This window comes from Actinoalloteichus fjordicus, assembly GCF_001941625.1.
In the GTDB taxonomy this organism is placed as follows: domain Bacteria; phylum Actinomycetota; class Actinomycetes; order Mycobacteriales; family Pseudonocardiaceae; genus Actinoalloteichus_A; species Actinoalloteichus_A fjordicus.
The window spans coordinates 963,058-980,716 of the sequence record NZ_CP016076.1 but is presented as its reverse complement, the minus strand read 5'-3'; the positions used below and the strand labels follow the sequence as shown (position 1 = coordinate 980,716).

Genomic DNA, 17,659 nt, shown 5'->3' with positions numbered 1-17,659 from the left:
CACCGCCCGAGAACCGCGCAGGCAGAGCACCCGGCGGCCGTCGGACACCGACGCCGCGACGTGGCTCAGAGCCTGTCTTCGATCCCCCTGGAGTCGTGAGCGGGATCAGCGTGGATGAGCTGCCAGGCGGAGGAAAAGACATGACGGAGTCATGTCGACTGACGACAACGCCGCAGATCGCCGCGCCTGCCCCGCGCAACGGGAAAGTGGGGATCACAGACAGGTGCTCAGGAGGACGGCACCTGCGAGGCGGCCAGTTCGATCAGTGTGCGGGCGGCGAAGCCGGTCGCGCCGGGATTGACCTCCGCGTAAGAACGATCGGCTCGGGCGGGACCTGCGATGTCGAGGTGGACCCAGGGCAGTCCGGCGGTGAACTCGCGCAGGAACAGCGCCGCCATCACGCCGCCGGGACCGGGCGGGCCCTGCCGGACGTCCGCCCAGTCGCCGCGCACGTCCTCGGCGTGGTCGGCGAGCAGCGGCATCCGCCACCAGGCCTCGCCGACCCGCTCGCCCGCCGCGGTCACCGCGTCGGCGAGGGCGTCGTCGGAGCTGAACAGGCCGCCGGTGCGCAGTCCGAGCGAGATCTTCATCGCGCCGGTCAGCGTCGCGACGTCCACGAGCACCGTCGGATCGAGCCGATCGACGGCGTAGGCGAGCGCGTCGGCCAGGACCAGCCTGCCCTCGGCGTCGGTGTTGACGATCTCGCTCGTCCGGCCGCCGAAGTGCGTCACCACGTCGCCCGGCCGATAGGCGGCGCCCGACACGTGGTTCTCGGCACTGGGCACGAGACCGGTGACCCGGATCGGCAGCCGCAACGTCGCGATGCCGATCAGCGCGGCGATCACCGAGGCCCCGCCCGCCATGTCGGTCCGCATCAGATGCATCCCGTCGGCGGGCTTGAGCGAGATTCCGCCGGTGTCGAACGTGATGCCCTTGCCGACCAAGACCAGGTGCGGCCCGTCGGCTGCGCCGGCCGGCCGCCAGGCGAGTTCGATCAGCCTGGACGGGCTCGCGGAGCCGCCGCCGACCGCGAGCACACCGCCGAAGCCGTGCTCGGTCAGCCACTGCTCGTCCCGGACGGTCACCGCAAGATCCGGATGCCCCGCGCCGACCGCCACCGCCGCCTCGGCCAGCCAGTCGGGGTTCTTGACGTTCGACGGCGCGTTGGCGAGGTCTCTGGCCAAGGCGGTCGCCGAGGACACCGCGACCGCACGGTCCACTGCGGAGGTCACCGCCGCCACCGTCTCCTCCGGCGTCTCCGCCGGCAGCACGAACGTGACGGCCGTCGGCTTCGGCGGGCGTTCCCGCCCGGTCACGGTGAACCGATGCGAGCCGAGGGAGGCGCCGATGACGAGCGCGGTGATCTCGGCGTCGTCCAGGGATGCGGGGAGCAGCAGGCTGACCTCCTCGACGGAGTCGAGGCCCGCCTCATGGGCGTGTGAATCGTGCTCCTCGGCGCTGCGCAGCACGGCGGCGCCTGCGGCACGCCAGTCAGCGGGCGAGCCGGTTCCGACCCCGAACATCCACCTCGGCGGGGCCTCGCCGAGGCCGATCCGCTCGACCCGGCCGACCTTGCCGCGGAATCCCGCGACTCGTAGACGAGCGCAGTCCTCGACCAGGTGATCCGCGCCGCGCGCAGGCAGCGGCGCGTCGGCCTCCGTCTCACCGGTATGGCGTGGCGTCTCGGCGGAGAACACCGGCCAGGCGTGGATCGACGCGGGTGCGGGGGCGCCGATCAGCACGCGCAGCCGAGGTGGCGACACGGGGACGTCGGGCAGGGTGTCGAGAGACAACGCAGCTCCTGCGTGAAGTCGAATGGGGCAGTCGAAGGCCCCGGCATCCTGTCGAGGAAGCCGGGGCCGGGACTCCGCTGAGGGCAGTTCAGGCCGACCACGGCAGGCGGACCGCGTCGTGTCGGCCTCGCCTCACCCCACGGCGGCGTTCAGTGCATCGCCAAGGTTACTGGCCTCCTCTGCCGACATCTCGACGACGAGGCGCCCACCACCCTCGAGCGGGACCCGCATCACGATGCCGCGTCCCTCCTTGGTGACCTCGAGGGGACCGTCGCCGGTCCGGGGCTTCATGGCCGCCATAGCGTGCTCCCTCCATCAACACTTCCCCGCCCGACGCACCGCACCGCTCGTCGGGCACGCGAGCATTCTCCCCCATCTGGACGCAACCGTGAAACCGAACCATCGGCTTGGCATCGCAGAGCGTATGCACACAACGCTGGTCGAGCGGGCAAACGGGTGTCAGACTCGGCTGTCGTGCGAGCTCGGTCAGCATTGTTCGATCTCTTCGGCGGTCACCTGCGCGGCAGGGGCGGCGCCGCGACGATCGCTGCGCTGGTACGGCTGTTGGAGCCGTTGGGATTCGCCTCCCCCGCCGTGCGGACCGCAGTGTCCAGAACGGTGCGTCAGGGCTGGTTGACGCCGGTACGGCTGCCCGACGGGCCCGGTTATTCGTTGACGGCCAAGGCCGAACGTCGCCTGGACGAGGCGGCCGCGCGCATCTACCGAACCCGTCCCGACGACTGGGACGGCCGCTGGCACATCCTCGTCTTGGAGGGGCTGCCGGGGCGGCCTGCCCGCGACCGGCTCACCTCCTCACTTCGGCTGCTGGGATACGGAGAACTCGGTCCGGTGACCTGGGTCGCACCCCGTCCCGCCGAGGAGCTGTCGGACGTCCTGGCGGTGGAGTCCACGCGCGCGAGCAGTTTTTCGGGCACTCATCAGGGTGACGATGGAGAGCTGGCGCGTCGCGCGTGGAACCTCGATGCCCTGGCCGAGGACTACTCGGCGTTCATCCAGGACTGGGAGGGCCGCCTCGCCGTCGTCGACGCGGCCGACGACGCGGCGGCGTTCGCGGCCGGTCTCGAACTGCTGCACGCCTGGCGCGGCTTCCTGTTCCGTGATCCCGGTCTCCCGGCCACTGTGCTTCCTCGAGAATGGGGCGGTGACCTGGCCGCCGCGTTCTTCGACCGACACACCGCTCGGTTGGCCCCGGCGGCGGATCGGTTCGTTCGGCTGTGTCTGGCGAGCAGTGCAGGGTCACCCGCCGACTCATCACCTGACCAGGGTGAGGGGCGGCAGGATTAGGAGAGGAGTGCCACCGTGCCCGATCGACCAGCGTCTCCCCACCCCACCGAGGAAGTCCGTGGAACCGACGGTCTTCGTGCCACCGAGGAGATCCGCCCCGCAGGCGGGGAGCCGAGTCCCGTCGCCCGACCGGGGTCGGCAGGCGAGCGCGGTCCCGGCGGCGGAGGGGACCGGCCGCTCTTACTGATCGAAGACGATCACGGTGTGCGCGTCCTGACCTTCAACCGGCCCGCCGCGTTCAACTCGTTGACGGTGCAGTTGAAGAACGATCTGCTGGCCGCGCTGCGCGATGCGGCCCAGGACGATGCCGTCCGGGCGCTGGTGATCACCGGTACGGGCCGCGCGTTCTGCGCTGGTCAAGACCTCAAGGAGCACATCGCGCTGCTCCAGGCAGGCGACGAGGCGCCGCTGCACACGGTGGAAGAGCACTACAACCCGCTGATCGAACTCGTCACCTCGATGCCTAAACCGGTCATCGCGGCCGTGAACGGCACGGCGGCCGGGGCAGGGGCCTCGCTGGCCTACGCAGCGGATCTGCGCATCGCCGACCGGTCGGCCAAATTCCTGATGGCCTTCGCGGGCGTCGGTCTCACCGCCGACTCCGGTGCCTCCTGGACGCTGCCTCGGCTGATCGGATACGGACGGGCGATGGAGATGATGCTGCTCGGGCAGCCGGTGACGGCCGAGGAGGCCCTGCGGGTCGGGATGATCAATCGACTGGTGGAGGACGGCGAGGCCGTGGCCGCCGCGCGGGAGCTGGCGGGCCGGTTGGCGGCGGGTCCGACGACGGCCTACGCGAAGATCAAGCAGACGCTCCGGGCCGCCGCGTCGAGCGAGTTGACCACGGCGCTGGCCACCGAGGCCCGGACTCAGGCCGAGGCGGGGCAGACCGTCGATCACCGGGAGGCGGTCGACGCGTTCGTCGCCAAGCGCGAGCCGAGGTTCCTCGGCCGCTGACCGTCGAGACAGCCGGCCCGTCCGAGACGACCAGTCGTCTCGGACGGGCTCCTGGTCGGGGCCGGGGGCCGTCCGAGCCGCCGGACAAGGCTGGCCGCCGCAGGCGCTCGTGACCCTCCCGCGACCGCCGCTCGATCCGTAGACGGGGCCGGCGGCTGCCGCGACGCCGGACAGTGGTCTCGGACGCGGCAGGCCGACCGCCTCGCTCGCGAGGTCGCCGGGCCGACCCCGCGAATAGAGGTGAATGCCATTTCTCCGGTGGCCGAGTCGACCCGCCGGGAATTTCGCAGCACTTCTCCCGAACAGCCACGCGTCGACCTCGCGAATCACCATTCCAGGGGCGCCATGACTGCTAGTTTGACCGACGGCGAATGCACTGCGGCCGCGAAAGACGCACCGGGGATCGAGAACGGACTCCGGCGTGGGTTCGAGGTGATGGCATCGACGTCGGGGCGGTGAAGTCGGTCGGGATCGGAACGCGGCGAATGGAGTAGTCGACCCAGACGAACCGGCCCCGACCTGCGACGAAGACGATCACGCTCCCGAACCGGTGCCGAGGCAGGCCGTCGGGTGACCGGCAGAAGGCCTGCGGTCCGGTCGGCAGGCGAGCATCCAGGGAACGGGACGACGATGGACATCGAGGACGGGGAATCCGAATCCGGAATCCCCTCGCACCGATATGAAGGTTATTCGCTTCACGAGAAGTTCGACTGGGTGCAACACGGTCACGGCCCTGCTGCGGCAGAAGAAGTCCGAGAGGGCCTGAGCATCCTGGCCGACGCGATGGCGGAGTCCGATCTCACGCTCCGCTCGGCACTGCGACCGCTGGGCATCGAATGGCAGGGCGCCGCTGCTGTCTCGGCGGGCGCGGCCTTCGCGCTGGTCGCCGACTGGAGTCTGGTCTGTGGTGTCTCCGCGCACGACGGAGGCATCGGCGTCGCCGTCGCGGGCGCGGGGTTCGCCACCGTACGGGTCCAGGTGGAGACGCCCGGGTCGGTCGTCGGCGGTGCGAGTATCGACGTCCTCACAGGTCCGTTCGGCGGACAGTTCGATCGCACGCAGGTCGCGGAGGCCGACCGGGCCAGGGACGACGCCGCGAATCGGGCGCTGTACGCCTATGAGGACACGGTGCGCGACGCCATCGGCTCGCTGCCCTCGCTCGCCGCGCCGCCGGTCATCGCGATCTCGGTGAGCGCATCGGCGACCACGAGGAGCCCCGCAGGCCGCGGGCACGGGGACGGCCACCGCGTGGCGGGCCACCCCTGCGCTCGGGCGGCCGACCCCGGCTCGGCTCGGACCGAGTCGAGGACGCCCGTTTCGGACGCGCAGCCGCCCGCAGCTGTATCGCCCACGCGGACCGGCGGGCTGCCGACCGGATACGCCCTCCCTGCGCAGCAGACTGCGGCGACGCCGTCGGCTCCCCTGCCGACGCCAGCGGTCCGACTGCTCGCTCCGCCCCCGCAGGCGCCGTTGATCGGCGGCGCGTCCACAGGCCCGGCAGGTGCGCCGCCGATCGGCGGACCCCGTACCGGCACCGGGTCGCCGCCATCGACGGGCGGCGGCACGCTCGGCGCCGGCACGCTCGGCAGCGGTCAGCCGGTGCCCGACGACCGGCGCGGCGCGCGGGCGGGGAACGGCGCAGGCCGCACCGGCCGGGTAGACGACGCGGCGAGCGGTGCGGCCGACCGGCCGACGAACACCGGGAGCGGGCCGACACACCGCCGCGACCCGGCGGAGGAGGCGTCCGGCGAACTCGGTTTCGCCGCCGTCGCGGGCGTCCCGGCCGCCCTCGGTCTGTCGAACGGAACGGTCTCGACGCCGTCGTCCTTCGGCAACGCAGGCCCGCCGGGCGACACCCCCGGTTCCCGCCTGCGCCCGCGCGGAGCCGCCGAATCGGCCCGCCCGCGTGCCGCTGAGCCGGACCGCTTCGACCCGCAGGCCGCCAGGCAGTCGAGCGCGACCGCCGCAGCTCCGGCCGAGGACGTCGAACCGGATCACGCAGGCTTCGACACCACGGGAGCGGCGCTGTTCACCGTGGACGGACTGGCCTCGCTCGCCCCTGCGGTCCTCGGCGCGGACACGTCCGGCGAGCCGCAGTGATCGCCGAGTCGCGCAGGCAGGCCACGTTCCTGCTGTCCGCCGTCGAGTTCGACGTCTGCTGGGAGCTGCTCGGCCTCGGCGAGACACCGGTCCAGCTTGGGCTGCCCAGTCCAGGCCGCACCAGGACAGAGCGGCGGCGAGTCGTCGGAGCCGCCGAGGCGACGCTCACCGCGCGCGGTCTGTTCCCCGGCCGGGAGCCTGCCCCTGCCCTTGGCTCGGCCCTGGAACTGCTGGCCGCAGGTGAGTGGCTCGTCGACGCCCGCCTTGCGCTGCCGGAGATCGTCGATGCGATCGGTGCGGGACGAGCATCGGAGGGGGCGGTGGCGGCGCGTAGAGGAGATCGAGTCTGGCTCGCAGCGCTAGAGGATCATCAAGTGATCCCGGAGCTGCTCGGTCTCGCGGGTGACGTTCCACCGGGCGTCGGCGAGTCGGCCAGCGTTCGCGTCGTCGCGTTGACCGCCGCCGCACGCATCGCGCGCGGCGACCCGCAACTCCTCGCGGCGGAACTGACCGCCCGAGGAGAACGGGCCGCCGATGCCGCCGAGCTGGCGCGGTTGTCCGCCGGACCGATCAGACAGGGCCAGTTCGGCGCGAGCGCCGTCACGACGAGCGGGCGACGACGAGCCACCCGTGTCGTGTCGTTCCACGACACCGCCGCCGGCCGGCATCTCCAGCTACGGCGCGGGACGGGCGACCAGGAGTGGGTCACGATCACGCCCGCGGACAATCGGAAGATCGCCGCCGCCCTCCGGGAACTGGCCGCCGAGGCGAGGTGAGCGATCCGGCGGGCAGGCCGTCCCCCGACGTCGTCCCCGACGCAGGTTCGCTGTCGCGGTCGCTCACAGCCGCGCCGGGGCCGAGGTCCAGGACGTAGGATGTCGTCGCACTCGGTTCAGCACCTCGGCATCCTCGCCGAGGCACCGCCTCGGCTCAGGGCAGATCGGCGAAGAGGTCGACGATCACGCCGTCGGGGTCCACCACCTGGGCATAGCGCTGGCCCCAGAAGGCATCCCACGGCGCAGCCGCGCCTGCGTTGCCGGCCGCCACGACCCTGGTGTAAACCGCATCCACCTCGTCGGGGCTTGTCAGCCCGATCGCCAGACCGAGGCGCGGCCCGCCGCTTGGCGGCTGCCAGGTGGGCTTGATCTGGCGCATCAACTCCTCGGTGTCCCACATCAACCGCCCACCCCCTGGCAGCGCGGCGGAGTGATGCGGGTCCTCGGTCGGCTCGGAGATGTCCAAGCCGAGCAGTCGATAGAAGGCCACCGAGGTCGGGATGTCGCGAGTGACGATGCCGAAGGCGGTCGAGATCGCAGTCATGTCGGGAAGCCGACCAGCTGTCTCGCCAATCCGCGAACGCGGATCTGATTCATCTTCGGCCGGGTCGCTCACCGCGATCACCCGAGGACGCCGTGCCGGTCACCGGGGCCCCGACAACGGTCTCGCCTTGATCAACCCGATGAACCGAAAGAATTCAGCACCGGAAACGGACAGCATTCCACCATCCCGATTCTTCGTGTCGCGAATCAGGAAGTTATTCGACGCGTATCCAATCTCGACACAGTTCGTGTTCGCAGTACTCCGCGCACTCTTCTTCCAGCGTAAAGTCACTGCGCCTCCTTCATAAGACGTCTGATGAGCCTCTTTGACTCACTCGGATTGAGCGCGATGTCTGTCAGCCTCGCATGAGTCGAGTCATAGTCGCAGACCTGCGAGTCCTCCTCTATCCAGAGACTTCCAGCCAGCGAGTCGAGCCAGACCACCGGCTGGTAGAACTGCGGAAATCCAAGCCAGGTGAACGGCGCACCACTTGCCGCGTGCAGGCCTGCATCCAGCGGGAGCAGCTGAACAGTCACATTCGACTGCTCGGAGACGGCAAGAAGATGATCGATCTGTTGTTCGCCTGCCGGCGAATGGAAAGCGCGATGTATCGCGGTCTCATCGATGACCGCCGACAGTACAACGCCGCCAGACGATATCCGATCCTGGCGACGCAGGCGCATCTCCGCCCGCCGTTGAAGCGCAGCCGAAGGGACCGAGGCATCCCGTGCCGCAAAAAGCTCCCGGGCATACCGCTCGGTCTGGAGCAGACCCGGGATCACATCGACCTCGAAGTACCGAATCTCAGCAGCTTCACATTCCAGTTCCACATAATCAGCCATCGCGTCCGTCAAGACGTCGGAGTAGGCCACCCACCAGCCCTGCGCACGGATTCGCCTCGACAGGTCCGTCAACCACTCCGTTCGGTCCACGTCCGCCCCGTAGATTCGACACAGGTCCCGCACCTCCGACGGACTGATGGTGACTTCGGCGTTCTCCTTGCGGCTCATCCGCGCTCGCGACCAGCCGGTCTCCTTGAGTACGACCTCGGAAGGAACCTCGGCACGTTCCCGGAGCCGCTGAAGCTCTGCACAGAGTCGCCGATGTCGAACAGTCGGCCGCTTGCCTGCCATACGCGGAGCCTAGCCACCACCCCCTTCTCGACGGACTCCGTTCCGGCCTGCTGCTGCTACGCCGAGGCACTGCGACCAGGGCACGACTGCACGGCCTCGCCGCCGGACCGAACTGGGGATGACCGAATGACCTGCCGACCACGTGCCCGAGCACCCCGCCGCACCACCGCAATCACGCTGACCGGCTCGGCGCTGCTCGCGAACTGCACGACCGTCAATCAGGCAACGCAGCGCCCACACCCCCGACAATGCCGCCGACCACAGATCTGGCGCACTATGAGAGCACGACGACCAGCGCGGCAGGCTGCCACGAGTGGTGGAGCCTCGAACCTTCTCCAGGATCGTCCCGGGCTCTTCGACTTTTCCGGACGCGACATCTGGGGAACCGGCTATACCTACGCCGTCCCCTCTGGTGAGGCCGTTGCAGCTGCGCTGGGCGTCACCGAGTTCGACAAGGTGACCAGCAGAGTCATCTGCCGGATCATCGCGGCCGACGGGACCATCTCAGTGGGCGTCTTCCCCGGCAGGCGACCATGCGAGGCCTGGACGGCGGGTTGCCACGGGGCAGAGAAGGTCGAAGTCGAACTCGCGAGCCGCCCAGCAATGCGCTCCGTGGACACGAGCGGCGATCACGTCGCAGTCGGAGATGTTCAGGTCGAGATTCCCCATCGGCGATGCGACCTAAGTGGTGGACTTGCATCGGATTGTCACGCTACCTCCCCGATGACGTCACGAGAATCGGCACGGACATCCTGGCCGACAAAGCAGCGACCAAAAAGGCCGCGGCCGCGTCGCCGAAGAACTCATCGCATTCGATTATCGGACACAGATGTATCGAACAGCGCCAGTCGGAGAAATCCGACCATCCGCACGCCAAGGGAAGGCCCATCAACATAAAATGAGGTCCCTTTCACATCCTATCGGCTGGGGTTACTCCGTTGGTGTGATTCGCGTCGTTCATGCTTGACGTCTACTCAGGACTGCTACCTTGCTCGTCGGGAGTGTCGCGAGCCCGGCAGCAGCATGAAGGGGTACGGGGATGAGCGGGATCGAGAACCTGATCCAGCACAGCATCGAACGCGCGGGCCGAGCAGGTCAACAGGGCTACAACAACCGCATCGACTTCGGCGAGGGCGGGACCACCGGCGGGACCACCATCAACCTGGCCGTCAACCCGGACAACGTCCTCCACGCCAGAAAGGCACTACTCGACGAAGCAGCCAGGCTGGACTCGGTACTCGAAGCCGTCGAGCAGCGCCTGCGGATGGAGCCGATGGGAGGTGATCCCGCGTCGATCGACTTCGCCCGGGTCGTCACCGACAAACTCCGCGAGAACCCCGACTCCTACTTCAACCGCTGTCAGCAGTACGTCGACAACCTCGAAGCAGGCGCCGACGCCCTCGCCGAGACCGCCCGGCAGTACGGCTACACCGAAGACGAGATCACCCACTCGGTCCGCACCGCAGGCCGCACCCTGCCCGGAGGGACCACATGACGAACCGAACCGCCGGCATCACAGCAGCTCTCCTCACCGCAGCCCTGCTCACCATCACCGGCTGCACCACCGAGGTCACCGGCCAACCCGCCACACCCACCACCACCAACACCACCCCCCACCTCCCACCACCACCACAACACATCGACCTCAACCCCATCACCGACCCCTGCACCCTCCTCACCCCAGAACAACAAGACGAACTCCAATTCGACTGGGAACCCACCATCATGGACGACTACGGCCAGGACGAGACGAGTGCCTGCCGCTTCGCAAAGAATCAATTTGCCCCTCGTCACAGCGTGGTTGTAGCACTCGCGCCGTCTGTTCCTGCTGATCGTCTGATCGGCAGCCCGAACACCCACACCGAGATCACCGACGTCAACGGATTTCCCGCCGTACTCAACCACCTCATGGCAGACGCCGACGACCTCGATTGTTTCATCGAGGTCAGCACCGCACCAGGACAATCCCTCGGCCTCCAATTCTCTGACCGGGAAAGCGGACTCGAAAGCAACTGCGACAACGTCCAACGGGCCGCAAGCATGGCCATGGACACACTCATCCAACTCCACGGCAACTGACCATATTCACCGGGGGAAAGACACCATGTACACCGAGGCAGGTTCAGGCGATCAGATCCGCTACAACCGCTACGAAGGCTTCTCCCAACAGGAGAAGTACGAATGGATGCACGCGGAACAAGGTCCCGATGCGGCGGAGGGGGTTCGCACGGCCTTGAGTCAACTCGCCGACGCGATGGCCGAGTCGGATCTCATGCTGCGAGCCGCGCTTCGCCCGGACGGCCTGGAATGGGAGGGCACCGCCGCCAGCGCGCTGGGCGCCGTCGGTTCGCAGGCTGCCGCGTGGAGTCTGGGCAGCAGCGACGCCTCACAGGCCGCGGGAATGGGGATGATCGTCTCGGGTGCCGGGTTCGCCCAGACTCGCAACACCATCGAGCCCCCGGTCGAGGTGACCCCGCCCACGATCGGCGATGCGCTGGGGGCGGCCTTCTCCGGGCCGTACGGCGGAATGAACGATCAGGTGGAGGCGCTCCGTGCCGAGGTGGGCAAGGCCGACGCCGCCAATCGCGCGCTGTACGCCTACGAGGCGACCGTCAGGGAGTCCGCCGACAACATCAGCTCGATCCCGGTGCCGCCGCAGATCGCCGCAGGGTCGCCCTCGGCGACGCCCGGCCGATCCGACACACCCGGTGCCGGTCTCGATCACGGCGGGTCGTACTCGACGCCGCCCGCAGAGCGCGGCGGACTGTCGGCCCCGGGTTCGCCCGAGCAGGACACGCCTCGACCGTCCCCGGTCCAGCCGACCCCGCCCGCGCCCTTCGAGCCGACGACACCGCCCCCGAGCGGCCAGCAGCCGCTCACCCCGACCCCGCCCGCCGAACCGGCCCCGCCCGGCAGGATCGGCGTGCCGGAGGCGCCCTCGATCAGCCCGGATCTGCGCTCCCCCGGCCCGACCCCGCCCTCTTTCGGGCCTCCCGGCGGCGGCCCGATCACCGCGCCGCCCTCCGGTGGCGGCGGGGTTGGCGGATTCGGTCCGATCGGCGGCGGATTCGGCTCTCCCGGCGGCGGTGTCGGCGGCGGGCCGCGTAGCGGTGGTTTCGGTCCCGGCAGCGGATTCGGCAGTGGCCTCGGAAGCGGGCCCGGCTCGCCTGCAAGCGGCCAGCCGACTCCCGGCCGCATGGGGGTCGGCCCGGGAACACCCGCAGGCTTCGGGCCGGGAACGGCGGGAGCGTCCAGCGGCACCGGCCGCCCCGGCGCGGGTGCCGGGATGATGGGTGGTGGCGGGGCCGGAGCACCCGGCGGCCGGGGCGATGGTGCGGAGGACGCCGAGCACAGCGACCGCTTCGCCGCTCCCAGCGACGAGATCTTCGGCTTGGACGACCTCCCCCCGGTCGCACCGGCAGTCTTCGGCGACGACACTCCCGAACGCACCCGATGATCGGCACACCAGCCACCGAGCGCACCATGACGCTCTCCGCCGTGGAGTTCGACGTCTGCTGGGAGCTCCTCGGCCTCGGTGAGACACCCGTTCAGCTACGTCTGCCCAGTCCAGGACGGACCTGGACCGAGCGGCGCCAGATCGTGACCGACCACCTGACTGCACTGGCGGGGCGAGGACTGGTCCGTGATCGAGAGCCCGTCGCCACGCTCGCCACGGCGCTGGAGCTGCTGGTCCGCCATGAGTGGTCGGTCGACGCGGCTCTCGCCCTGGACAGACCGGTGAACGCGATCGGGGCGGCCAGGGGGACTGCCGGCGTGTCGGCCGTTCGGATAGGCGACGATGTGCGGCTCACCCCCCTGGACAGCAGGCAGGTGGTGACCACCATCGTCGCGCTGTCCGGCGAGGAGCGGGCCGCCGAGGGAAAGTCCCTCAGCGTCCGAGGCAAGGCCCTTGCGATGGCGACCCAGGAGGCCGGAAACGATCAGTATCTGTTCGCCGAACGGCTCGCGGCCCACGGCGAACCACCGGCGGTTGCCCGCGCGTTGGCGCGGATGGCCGCCCGGCCGATCCGACAGGGCCAGTTCGGCGCGAGTGTTCTCGTCGCCCCAGGCACTCGCAAACGCGCAAGGCGGGTCGTCGCGTTTCACGACACCGAGGCGGGCCGCCATCTCCAGCTGCTCCGCAGGTCGGAGGGCGAAGACTGGCTGACGGTGACGCCCGCCGACAATCGGAAGATCGCCGCCGCCCTGCACGAGCTGCTCGCCGATGCCCGGTCGGGCTGAGGCCCCGCATCGCATCCGGCGGGTCCGAACCCTCGACCCGACGGTGGTCAGACGCCGGGTGCCTGCCGGGACGGCAGGCCGACACCGGGACACCGGCCTGATCGGCGGGACACCGGGCCCGATCAGCGGCCGGGCCCGACGTGGGTTGTTCACGACCTCGACTCCGCCAGGTCCGCGGACCGCCCGCGCCGCCCCGAGACCGGGTCGACTTCGGCAGGCGAAAGCTCGGCGACGCACGCCGTGACTAAGGTCGGCGGGGGCGAGCGACGATCAGAACTCCGCAGGCAGGGCGGCTCCAGCTCAGGCGGACCCCCACTGGTCTACATCCCACCGGCCCGGCAGCACCGACGGACGGTCCGCACCCCGAGCCCGGTCGAACCCCTCAGTTCGGGTAGTCCCGGCAGAATCGGGCGAAGCTCGCGAGCGATCGGCGCAGCCCCCACTCGAATCCGGGCCGCAGGATCGCCCAGCCGAGGCCACCGACACCGCCCAGCGGCAACGTGAGCCGTTCCTCCCACAGGAATGTGCAGCGGTCGATGCCCGCGTGCGGCAGGATGCGGAATCCGCCCTCGCCTCGGACCAGCCGTCCGGTGTGCCGCACCCCGACCGCCCTCGGCGGGTCCCACTCGGTGATCTCCATGCGGTCCATAAATCCGACGCCCCCGAATCCGGTGAAGGCGGCGAGCGTGGAGCCGACACTCGCGCCGTCGCCGCCGACGACATCCACCTCGGTGCCCAGCATCCACTCACCCTGACGCGCCCAGTCGGTCGCGGCGGCCCACGCCTTCTCGGCCCGCGTGGGCACCAGCACCCGCAACGCCACGTCGGCAGTGCTCATGACCCGCTCCTCCGTTCCTCGTCGCGCCGCGGTCCCTCGTCGCAGGCCGGGGCAGGCGGTGCTTCCGTCCCCGCAGCCGGCTCGGCGTCCAGGTGCGGTCCGACCCCGTGGTCCGCGTTCGCGCCGCGATCTCGCTCAGTGCAGGCTTCCGCCTCCTCGGCGGAACCGGCCCAGGCGTCCGGCTCTGCGGGAGCCACGGCGCCGGCTGCCCCGGCTGGCAGGCCGTGGACCGCGCCGGAATTCGCTCCCCGGCCCGAACCCGTTTCCAGGTCCGTCTCCTCCCGAGCGACGCCCGCCGCGCGGGCCGTCGAGTCCGAGCGGTGTTCGGCCAACTCCCGTTCCAGCTCCGCGACCCTGGTGCGCAGTACGTCGACCTCGACGGCGACCTTCTCCAACGCCCAGTCCACCTCGGTCATGCGATACCCCCGAACGGCCTGCTGGAATCGCAAGGCCCTGACGTCCGCACCGGCGAGGGACGTCTCGGGCAACGTCGTCGGAGTGACGCCTGGCGGGAGCGGAGCCAGCTCCTCACCGCTGCCGAAGACCACCGACACGAGGAGGAACACCACGGCGGCGACCAACAACATGACGGCGAGGTAGATGAGCAACGTGGTCACAGCCACAGATCGTGGCATGAGGCACCCGGCCGGTCACGCAGGGATCGTCGAGGCGAGGCGAGGGACGGCGTCAGAGCCGCAGGCTGCGCCCGGCGAGCCAGCCGAGCCTGCTCATCACCAGGACGGTGATCGTCATGATGACGACCATCCCGGTGTCCTGGAAGACCTCGGGACGCAGGAACATCCCCAACGCACACACCAGGAAGAGCGTGGTGCCGTAGATCAGGACCGCCAGGACGTTGAACCGGGTGAGCAGACTGCTGAGGGCGCGGGCCGAGGTGCGTCTGCCGAGCAGGCGAACGCAGAGCAGCAGAACGGCGACGATCACGCCGAGCACGACGCCGAGCCGCTCCGCCATGCCGAAGGCGAGTCCGGCCAGCGGATTGAGCGGCGGTCCGGGGAACGACTCCCAGGGACCGATGATCAGCCGCCTGCCGACCTCCCACATCAGGACCAGCAGGACCACTGCGGCCAGCAGCGTCCGCACGGTGCCGAGACTGTGACTCACGGCGAGTTCGGCCTGATAGTCCTCGGCGACCGCCTCGACACCACCGAACTCACGGATGGCGCGTTGTTCGGCACCCGCCGTGGAGAGCCCGCCGTCCCGGTAGGACTCGGCGGCGTCCTCCAGGCTGTGCCGTACCTCGGTGAGCAGTTCGGACTTCACCGATCCAGGGCCGTGCAGCCTGCGGTCGAGCGCGTCGAGGTAGTCCTCGATCATGCCCGCGCAGGCCATGCACCGCCTCCGAGTACGCCTTCGATGGCCCGAGTGAACTCGTGCCAGGCGGTCCGCTCGGCCGCCAGCGCGCGTTCGCCCGCCGAGGTCAGAGTGTAGGTACGCCGCTGCCTGCCGCCGACGGTGCTCCACTCGCTTCCGACGTAGCCCGCGCGTTCGAGCCTGCGCAGGGCGGGATACACGGTTCCGGTCGGCAGGTCCAGGGCACCGCCGCTGCGGAGCTGCAGGGCCTCGATGATCGCGTAGCCGTGCAACTGTCTGCCGTCCAGGGTGGCAAGCAGGAGTGCGTCCAGATGACCGCGCAGCGCGTCCGACTTCACAACAAGAGTGTAGAACGTCACACGAAGCGCAGGTAGCAACGCTACTCATTGGTAGCATCCCGCCCGCTTGCCGGGCACCCGGCCATCCCAGGACTCGCGCACCTCCTACCAGCGACGACGCGACTGTCAACGGCCATCGCGCGCCGCGACATCGGCCGGCCGCCGCCGGAAGGGCACCACAGAACTGTTGCGCAAGCAAACAATCGCGCGAACGCGAACTCGGCGATCAATCATCGGGAAATCATTGTCCGAACAAGGAAAGTGCCACTCGAAAAGACCAATACTGTTGACGTCGAGTGAACAGCACCACCGAATCCGCCGCGCGAAGTAATCCGATAGCCTGACAACACCGGAATACATTTCATTCCGCACGAAGGCAGTCGTAGCGTTACGACCAGCCGACGATTGTCTTCACTCGCTCGCGTTGGGACTGCCATGACCATTGACGACTCGACGACCCTTGACGAGCTGCCGCCCGCAGATCGAGACCGGGAACCGGACGATTCGCAGGACGCCACTCGATGTCTGTCCGCGGCGGCCCACCTCGACGCGGACTTCGCCGAGCTGGCGATCGAGCACTACCTGGGCGAGCCTCGCCGCAGCCTGCCGCCCTCCCCCGGCGTCGACTCCGCCGCAGTGCTTCAGGCGGCGTTGACCGCCCGCAGCCGTCGACTGCTGCGAGACGTCGCGCTGCTGGCGCTCCTGCTGCTGATGGGGATTCTCGACTCCGCCCTGCTGTTCCTCTGGGGCGTCCTCGTCGGCGCGGGATACCTGGCCAGGACGCTCGTGCGCGCGGCAGAGGCCCGAACGAAGACCACCGCACTCCGCGACCGAGGCCGACACCAGGTGAAGATCGTCCTGGTCGCCGCAGGCCTCCTGCCGCTCGCCCTGCTCGTCGTCGACGTCGCGCTCGGCACCGCCGAGATCGACGTCGCGCCGCAGATCGACCTCGGCGTCGTCGGTCCACTGCTGGTGCTCGCCACGTTCGGGATCCTGCTCGCCGACCAGCTCGTAGTGGACCGCACGCTGAAGTCGCGCCTGCGCAGGCACCGGTTCGGTGCGGCGGCGCCCGCCGCCCCCATGGAGCCGGAGACCGCCACGAGTCCGACGAACACCACGCCCGCAGAGACTCCGACGACCGATCCGTCGATCGACTCCGGCGGGGCGGCGGCGCGTCATCGTGGCAGGCTGGAGACCATTCGGCAGAACCAGCGGACCGCCGACGCAGGGGACGGCATGACGCACAACAACATCACCGTCTACGCGGGCGAACGCGCCTTCGTCGGGTCCGGCGACCTCGATCAGGCCTGGTCGATGGCGTTGCAGCTCGTGCCTGCCGAACCAGCCGCCGGGCTGCCTCGCGAGCCGCTGCGTCCCCGTGATCTCTACCGGGCCGTCGACGAGGAGATGCGCTCGCTGCGCGAGTCGGACGCACTGGCGCCAAACCTGCGGCTGCGCACCATCGCGGGCGAGCCGCAGGCCATCGTCTCGGCGGCGGCGCTGTTACGACATCGACGGGATCGACTCGCCACCGCGATCCTGCCCTCCTCCGAGCACATGCCTGCGAGCAGTATGCCGGAGGAGGAATTGAACAACCTGGCCGACGGCTCTCGGGAATGGATCAGGCATTACCAGTGCTTTCGCGTCGAGAGCTGGGACCGGCAGCTGGTCATCTCGGTATTCCTGCACATCGGCTGTGACGACAAGACCCTGTACATCGAATGGAACTCGTTCCGACTCACGCCGATCGATGATCGGTTCACCTCGGACGACTGGCAGGAGCGAACGGTGCTCGGGGCGCTCGGCAGAGCGGCACGGAGCACCCTCCTGCTGCCCGGTTCGATCGCCCGGCGCGTGGCGGGGATCGGCCGATACCTCGGGGAACTGATCGGGCCGCGCCACCGCCCGACGGACGAGCACACCTTCGGGGCCGCCGTGAGCCTCCGTGAGCTGGCCGCCACCGGCCGGGCAGGCACCTACTTCCAGGAGTCGGACAGCTTCCGCTATCGCAAGATCCTCCAGCACCGGGCGCTCGCCGCGATCAGCACGCACCTTCGACAGCGGGGCTTCTCCACCACGGAGCTGCACCGCCGCAGCAACACGGTGATCGACGACACCATGGTCGACGGCGGTGCCTACTCCGGGTTCACCATGATCGGTCAGAAGAACAAGATCACCGTCGTACCGACCGAGCCCACCGAACACCAGGACAAGGCAGCACGAGCCTGAGCGGGAGCGCGCCGAACACCGGCGGCCACGCCGAGGTCGGCGGCCTCGCAGGCCGAGACACGGACACGC

General features: G+C 69.5%; 17 protein-coding genes and 1 pseudogene. 9 read left to right on the top strand and 9 right to left on the bottom strand.

All coding sequences use genetic code 11. The features are described 5' to 3' along the window. Positions 1-227: 227 nt before the first annotated feature. Both UA74_RS04590 and UA74_RS04585 read right to left on the bottom strand, forming a co-directional pair. Entirely contained in the window at positions 228-1,643 is a 1,416-nt protein-coding gene (locus UA74_RS04590) for a leucyl aminopeptidase family protein (protein ID WP_075765957.1), read from the bottom strand. Between the two features lie 282 nt (positions 1,644-1,925). Beyond that, positions 1,926-2,093 (bottom strand): DUF3117 domain-containing protein, encoded by a 168-nt coding sequence (locus UA74_RS04585; protein WP_075739184.1) that lies wholly within the window; start codon positions 2,091-2,093, stop codon positions 1,926-1,928. A gap of 174 nt (positions 2,094-2,267) precedes the next feature. On the opposite strand from UA74_RS04585, the gene UA74_RS04580 reads away from it, so the two are divergent. The 4 genes from UA74_RS04580 to UA74_RS04565 all read left to right on the top strand — a co-directional run bounded on the left by UA74_RS04580 (position 2,268) and on the right by UA74_RS04565 (position 6,931). Continuing rightward, complete coding sequence (locus UA74_RS04580; protein ID WP_075739182.1) at positions 2,268-3,098, top strand: PaaX family transcriptional regulator; 831 nt, start codon at positions 2,268-2,270, stop codon at positions 3,096-3,098. Positions 3,099-3,281: 183 nt separating this feature from the next. After that, positions 3,282-4,055 carry an enoyl-CoA hydratase-related protein gene (locus UA74_RS04575; RefSeq protein ID WP_075765955.1) on the top strand — a complete coding sequence of 258 codons (774 nt, stop codon included), beginning with the start codon at positions 3,282-3,284 and terminating at the stop codon, positions 4,053-4,055. A 570-nt stretch (positions 4,056-4,625) separates the two neighbouring features. Next, positions 4,626-6,155, top strand: a complete 1,530-nt coding sequence (locus tag UA74_RS04570; protein WP_157442155.1) for a hypothetical protein — start codon at positions 4,626-4,628, stop codon at positions 6,153-6,155. Continuing rightward, a complete protein-coding gene (locus UA74_RS04565) occupies positions 6,152-6,931 on the top strand; it encodes an ESX secretion-associated protein EspG (protein WP_083682918.1) in 780 nt (259 codons plus the stop codon). The genes UA74_RS04570 and UA74_RS04565 overlap by 4 nt, the downstream gene beginning before the upstream one ends. A 154-nt stretch (positions 6,932-7,085) precedes the next feature. On the opposite strand, the gene UA74_RS04560 is transcribed toward UA74_RS04565, so the two are convergent. From UA74_RS04560 to UA74_RS04550, 3 genes are all read right to left on the bottom strand, one after another. Then, entirely contained in the window at positions 7,086-7,475 is a 390-nt protein-coding gene (locus UA74_RS04560; protein WP_075763868.1) for a VOC family protein, read from the bottom strand. A 99-nt stretch (positions 7,476-7,574) separates the two neighbouring features. Next, positions 7,575-7,766: a DUF397 domain-containing protein gene (locus tag UA74_RS04555; RefSeq protein ID WP_075763866.1), complete on the bottom strand. Its 192-nt coding sequence runs from the start codon at positions 7,764-7,766 to the stop codon at positions 7,575-7,577. After that, entirely contained in the window at positions 7,763-8,608 is an 846-nt protein-coding gene (locus UA74_RS04550) for a helix-turn-helix domain-containing protein (protein ID WP_075763864.1), read from the bottom strand. Before UA74_RS04550 ends, UA74_RS04555 begins: the two co-directional genes overlap by 4 nt. 1,039 nt (positions 8,609-9,647) lie before the next feature. On the opposite strand from UA74_RS04550, the gene UA74_RS04540 reads away from it, so the two are divergent. From UA74_RS04540 to UA74_RS04525, 4 genes are read left to right on the top strand one after another with little or no spacing between them, the layout of a single operon-like run. Next, the gene (locus UA74_RS04540) at positions 9,648-10,103 is read left to right on the top strand and encodes a hypothetical protein (RefSeq protein WP_075763860.1); all 456 of its coding nucleotides are present in this window, start codon (positions 9,648-9,650) and stop codon (positions 10,101-10,103) included. Continuing rightward, complete coding sequence (locus UA74_RS04535) at positions 10,100-10,687, top strand: DUF3558 family protein (protein ID WP_075763858.1); 588 nt, start codon at positions 10,100-10,102, stop codon at positions 10,685-10,687. Before UA74_RS04540 ends, UA74_RS04535 begins: the two co-directional genes overlap by 4 nt. Before the next feature lie 25 nt (positions 10,688-10,712). Beyond that, on the top strand, positions 10,713-12,065 hold the full coding sequence (locus tag UA74_RS04530; protein WP_075763856.1) for a hypothetical protein: 1,353 nt from the start codon (positions 10,713-10,715) through the stop codon (positions 12,063-12,065). Beyond that, a complete protein-coding gene (locus UA74_RS04525; protein WP_075763854.1) occupies positions 12,062-12,850 on the top strand; it encodes an ESX secretion-associated protein EspG in 789 nt (262 codons plus the stop codon). The genes UA74_RS04530 and UA74_RS04525 overlap by 4 nt, the downstream gene beginning before the upstream one ends. A gap of 382 nt (positions 12,851-13,232) precedes the next feature. Here UA74_RS04525 and UA74_RS04520 read toward each other — a convergent pair whose 3' ends face one another. From UA74_RS04520 to UA74_RS04505, 4 genes and pseudogenes are all read right to left on the bottom strand, one after another. Next, positions 13,233-13,688, bottom strand: coding sequence for an SRPBCC family protein (locus tag UA74_RS04520; protein ID WP_075763852.1), 456 nt, complete (start codon positions 13,686-13,688; stop codon positions 13,233-13,235). Positions 13,689-13,996: 308 nt separating this feature from the next. Next, positions 13,997-14,305 (bottom strand): annotated as a pseudogene (locus tag UA74_RS33315) (DivIVA domain-containing protein); the annotation flags it as partial. Positions 14,306-14,375: 70 nt separating this feature from the next. Beyond that, positions 14,376-15,026 (bottom strand): permease prefix domain 1-containing protein, encoded by a 651-nt coding sequence (locus UA74_RS04510; RefSeq protein WP_157433991.1) that lies wholly within the window; start codon positions 15,024-15,026, stop codon positions 14,376-14,378. Beyond that, positions 15,023-15,361: a PadR family transcriptional regulator gene (locus UA74_RS04505; protein WP_075739157.1), complete on the bottom strand. Its 339-nt coding sequence runs from the start codon at positions 15,359-15,361 to the stop codon at positions 15,023-15,025. The genes UA74_RS04510 and UA74_RS04505 overlap by 4 nt, the downstream gene beginning before the upstream one ends. Positions 15,362-15,796: 435 nt before the next feature. Here UA74_RS04505 and UA74_RS04500 point away from each other — a divergent pair, with 435 nt between their 5' ends. Further along, positions 15,797-17,590 carry a hypothetical protein gene (locus UA74_RS04500; protein ID WP_075763850.1) on the top strand — a complete coding sequence of 598 codons (1,794 nt, stop codon included), beginning with the start codon at positions 15,797-15,799 and terminating at the stop codon, positions 17,588-17,590. Positions 17,591-17,659: the final 69 nt, after the last annotated feature.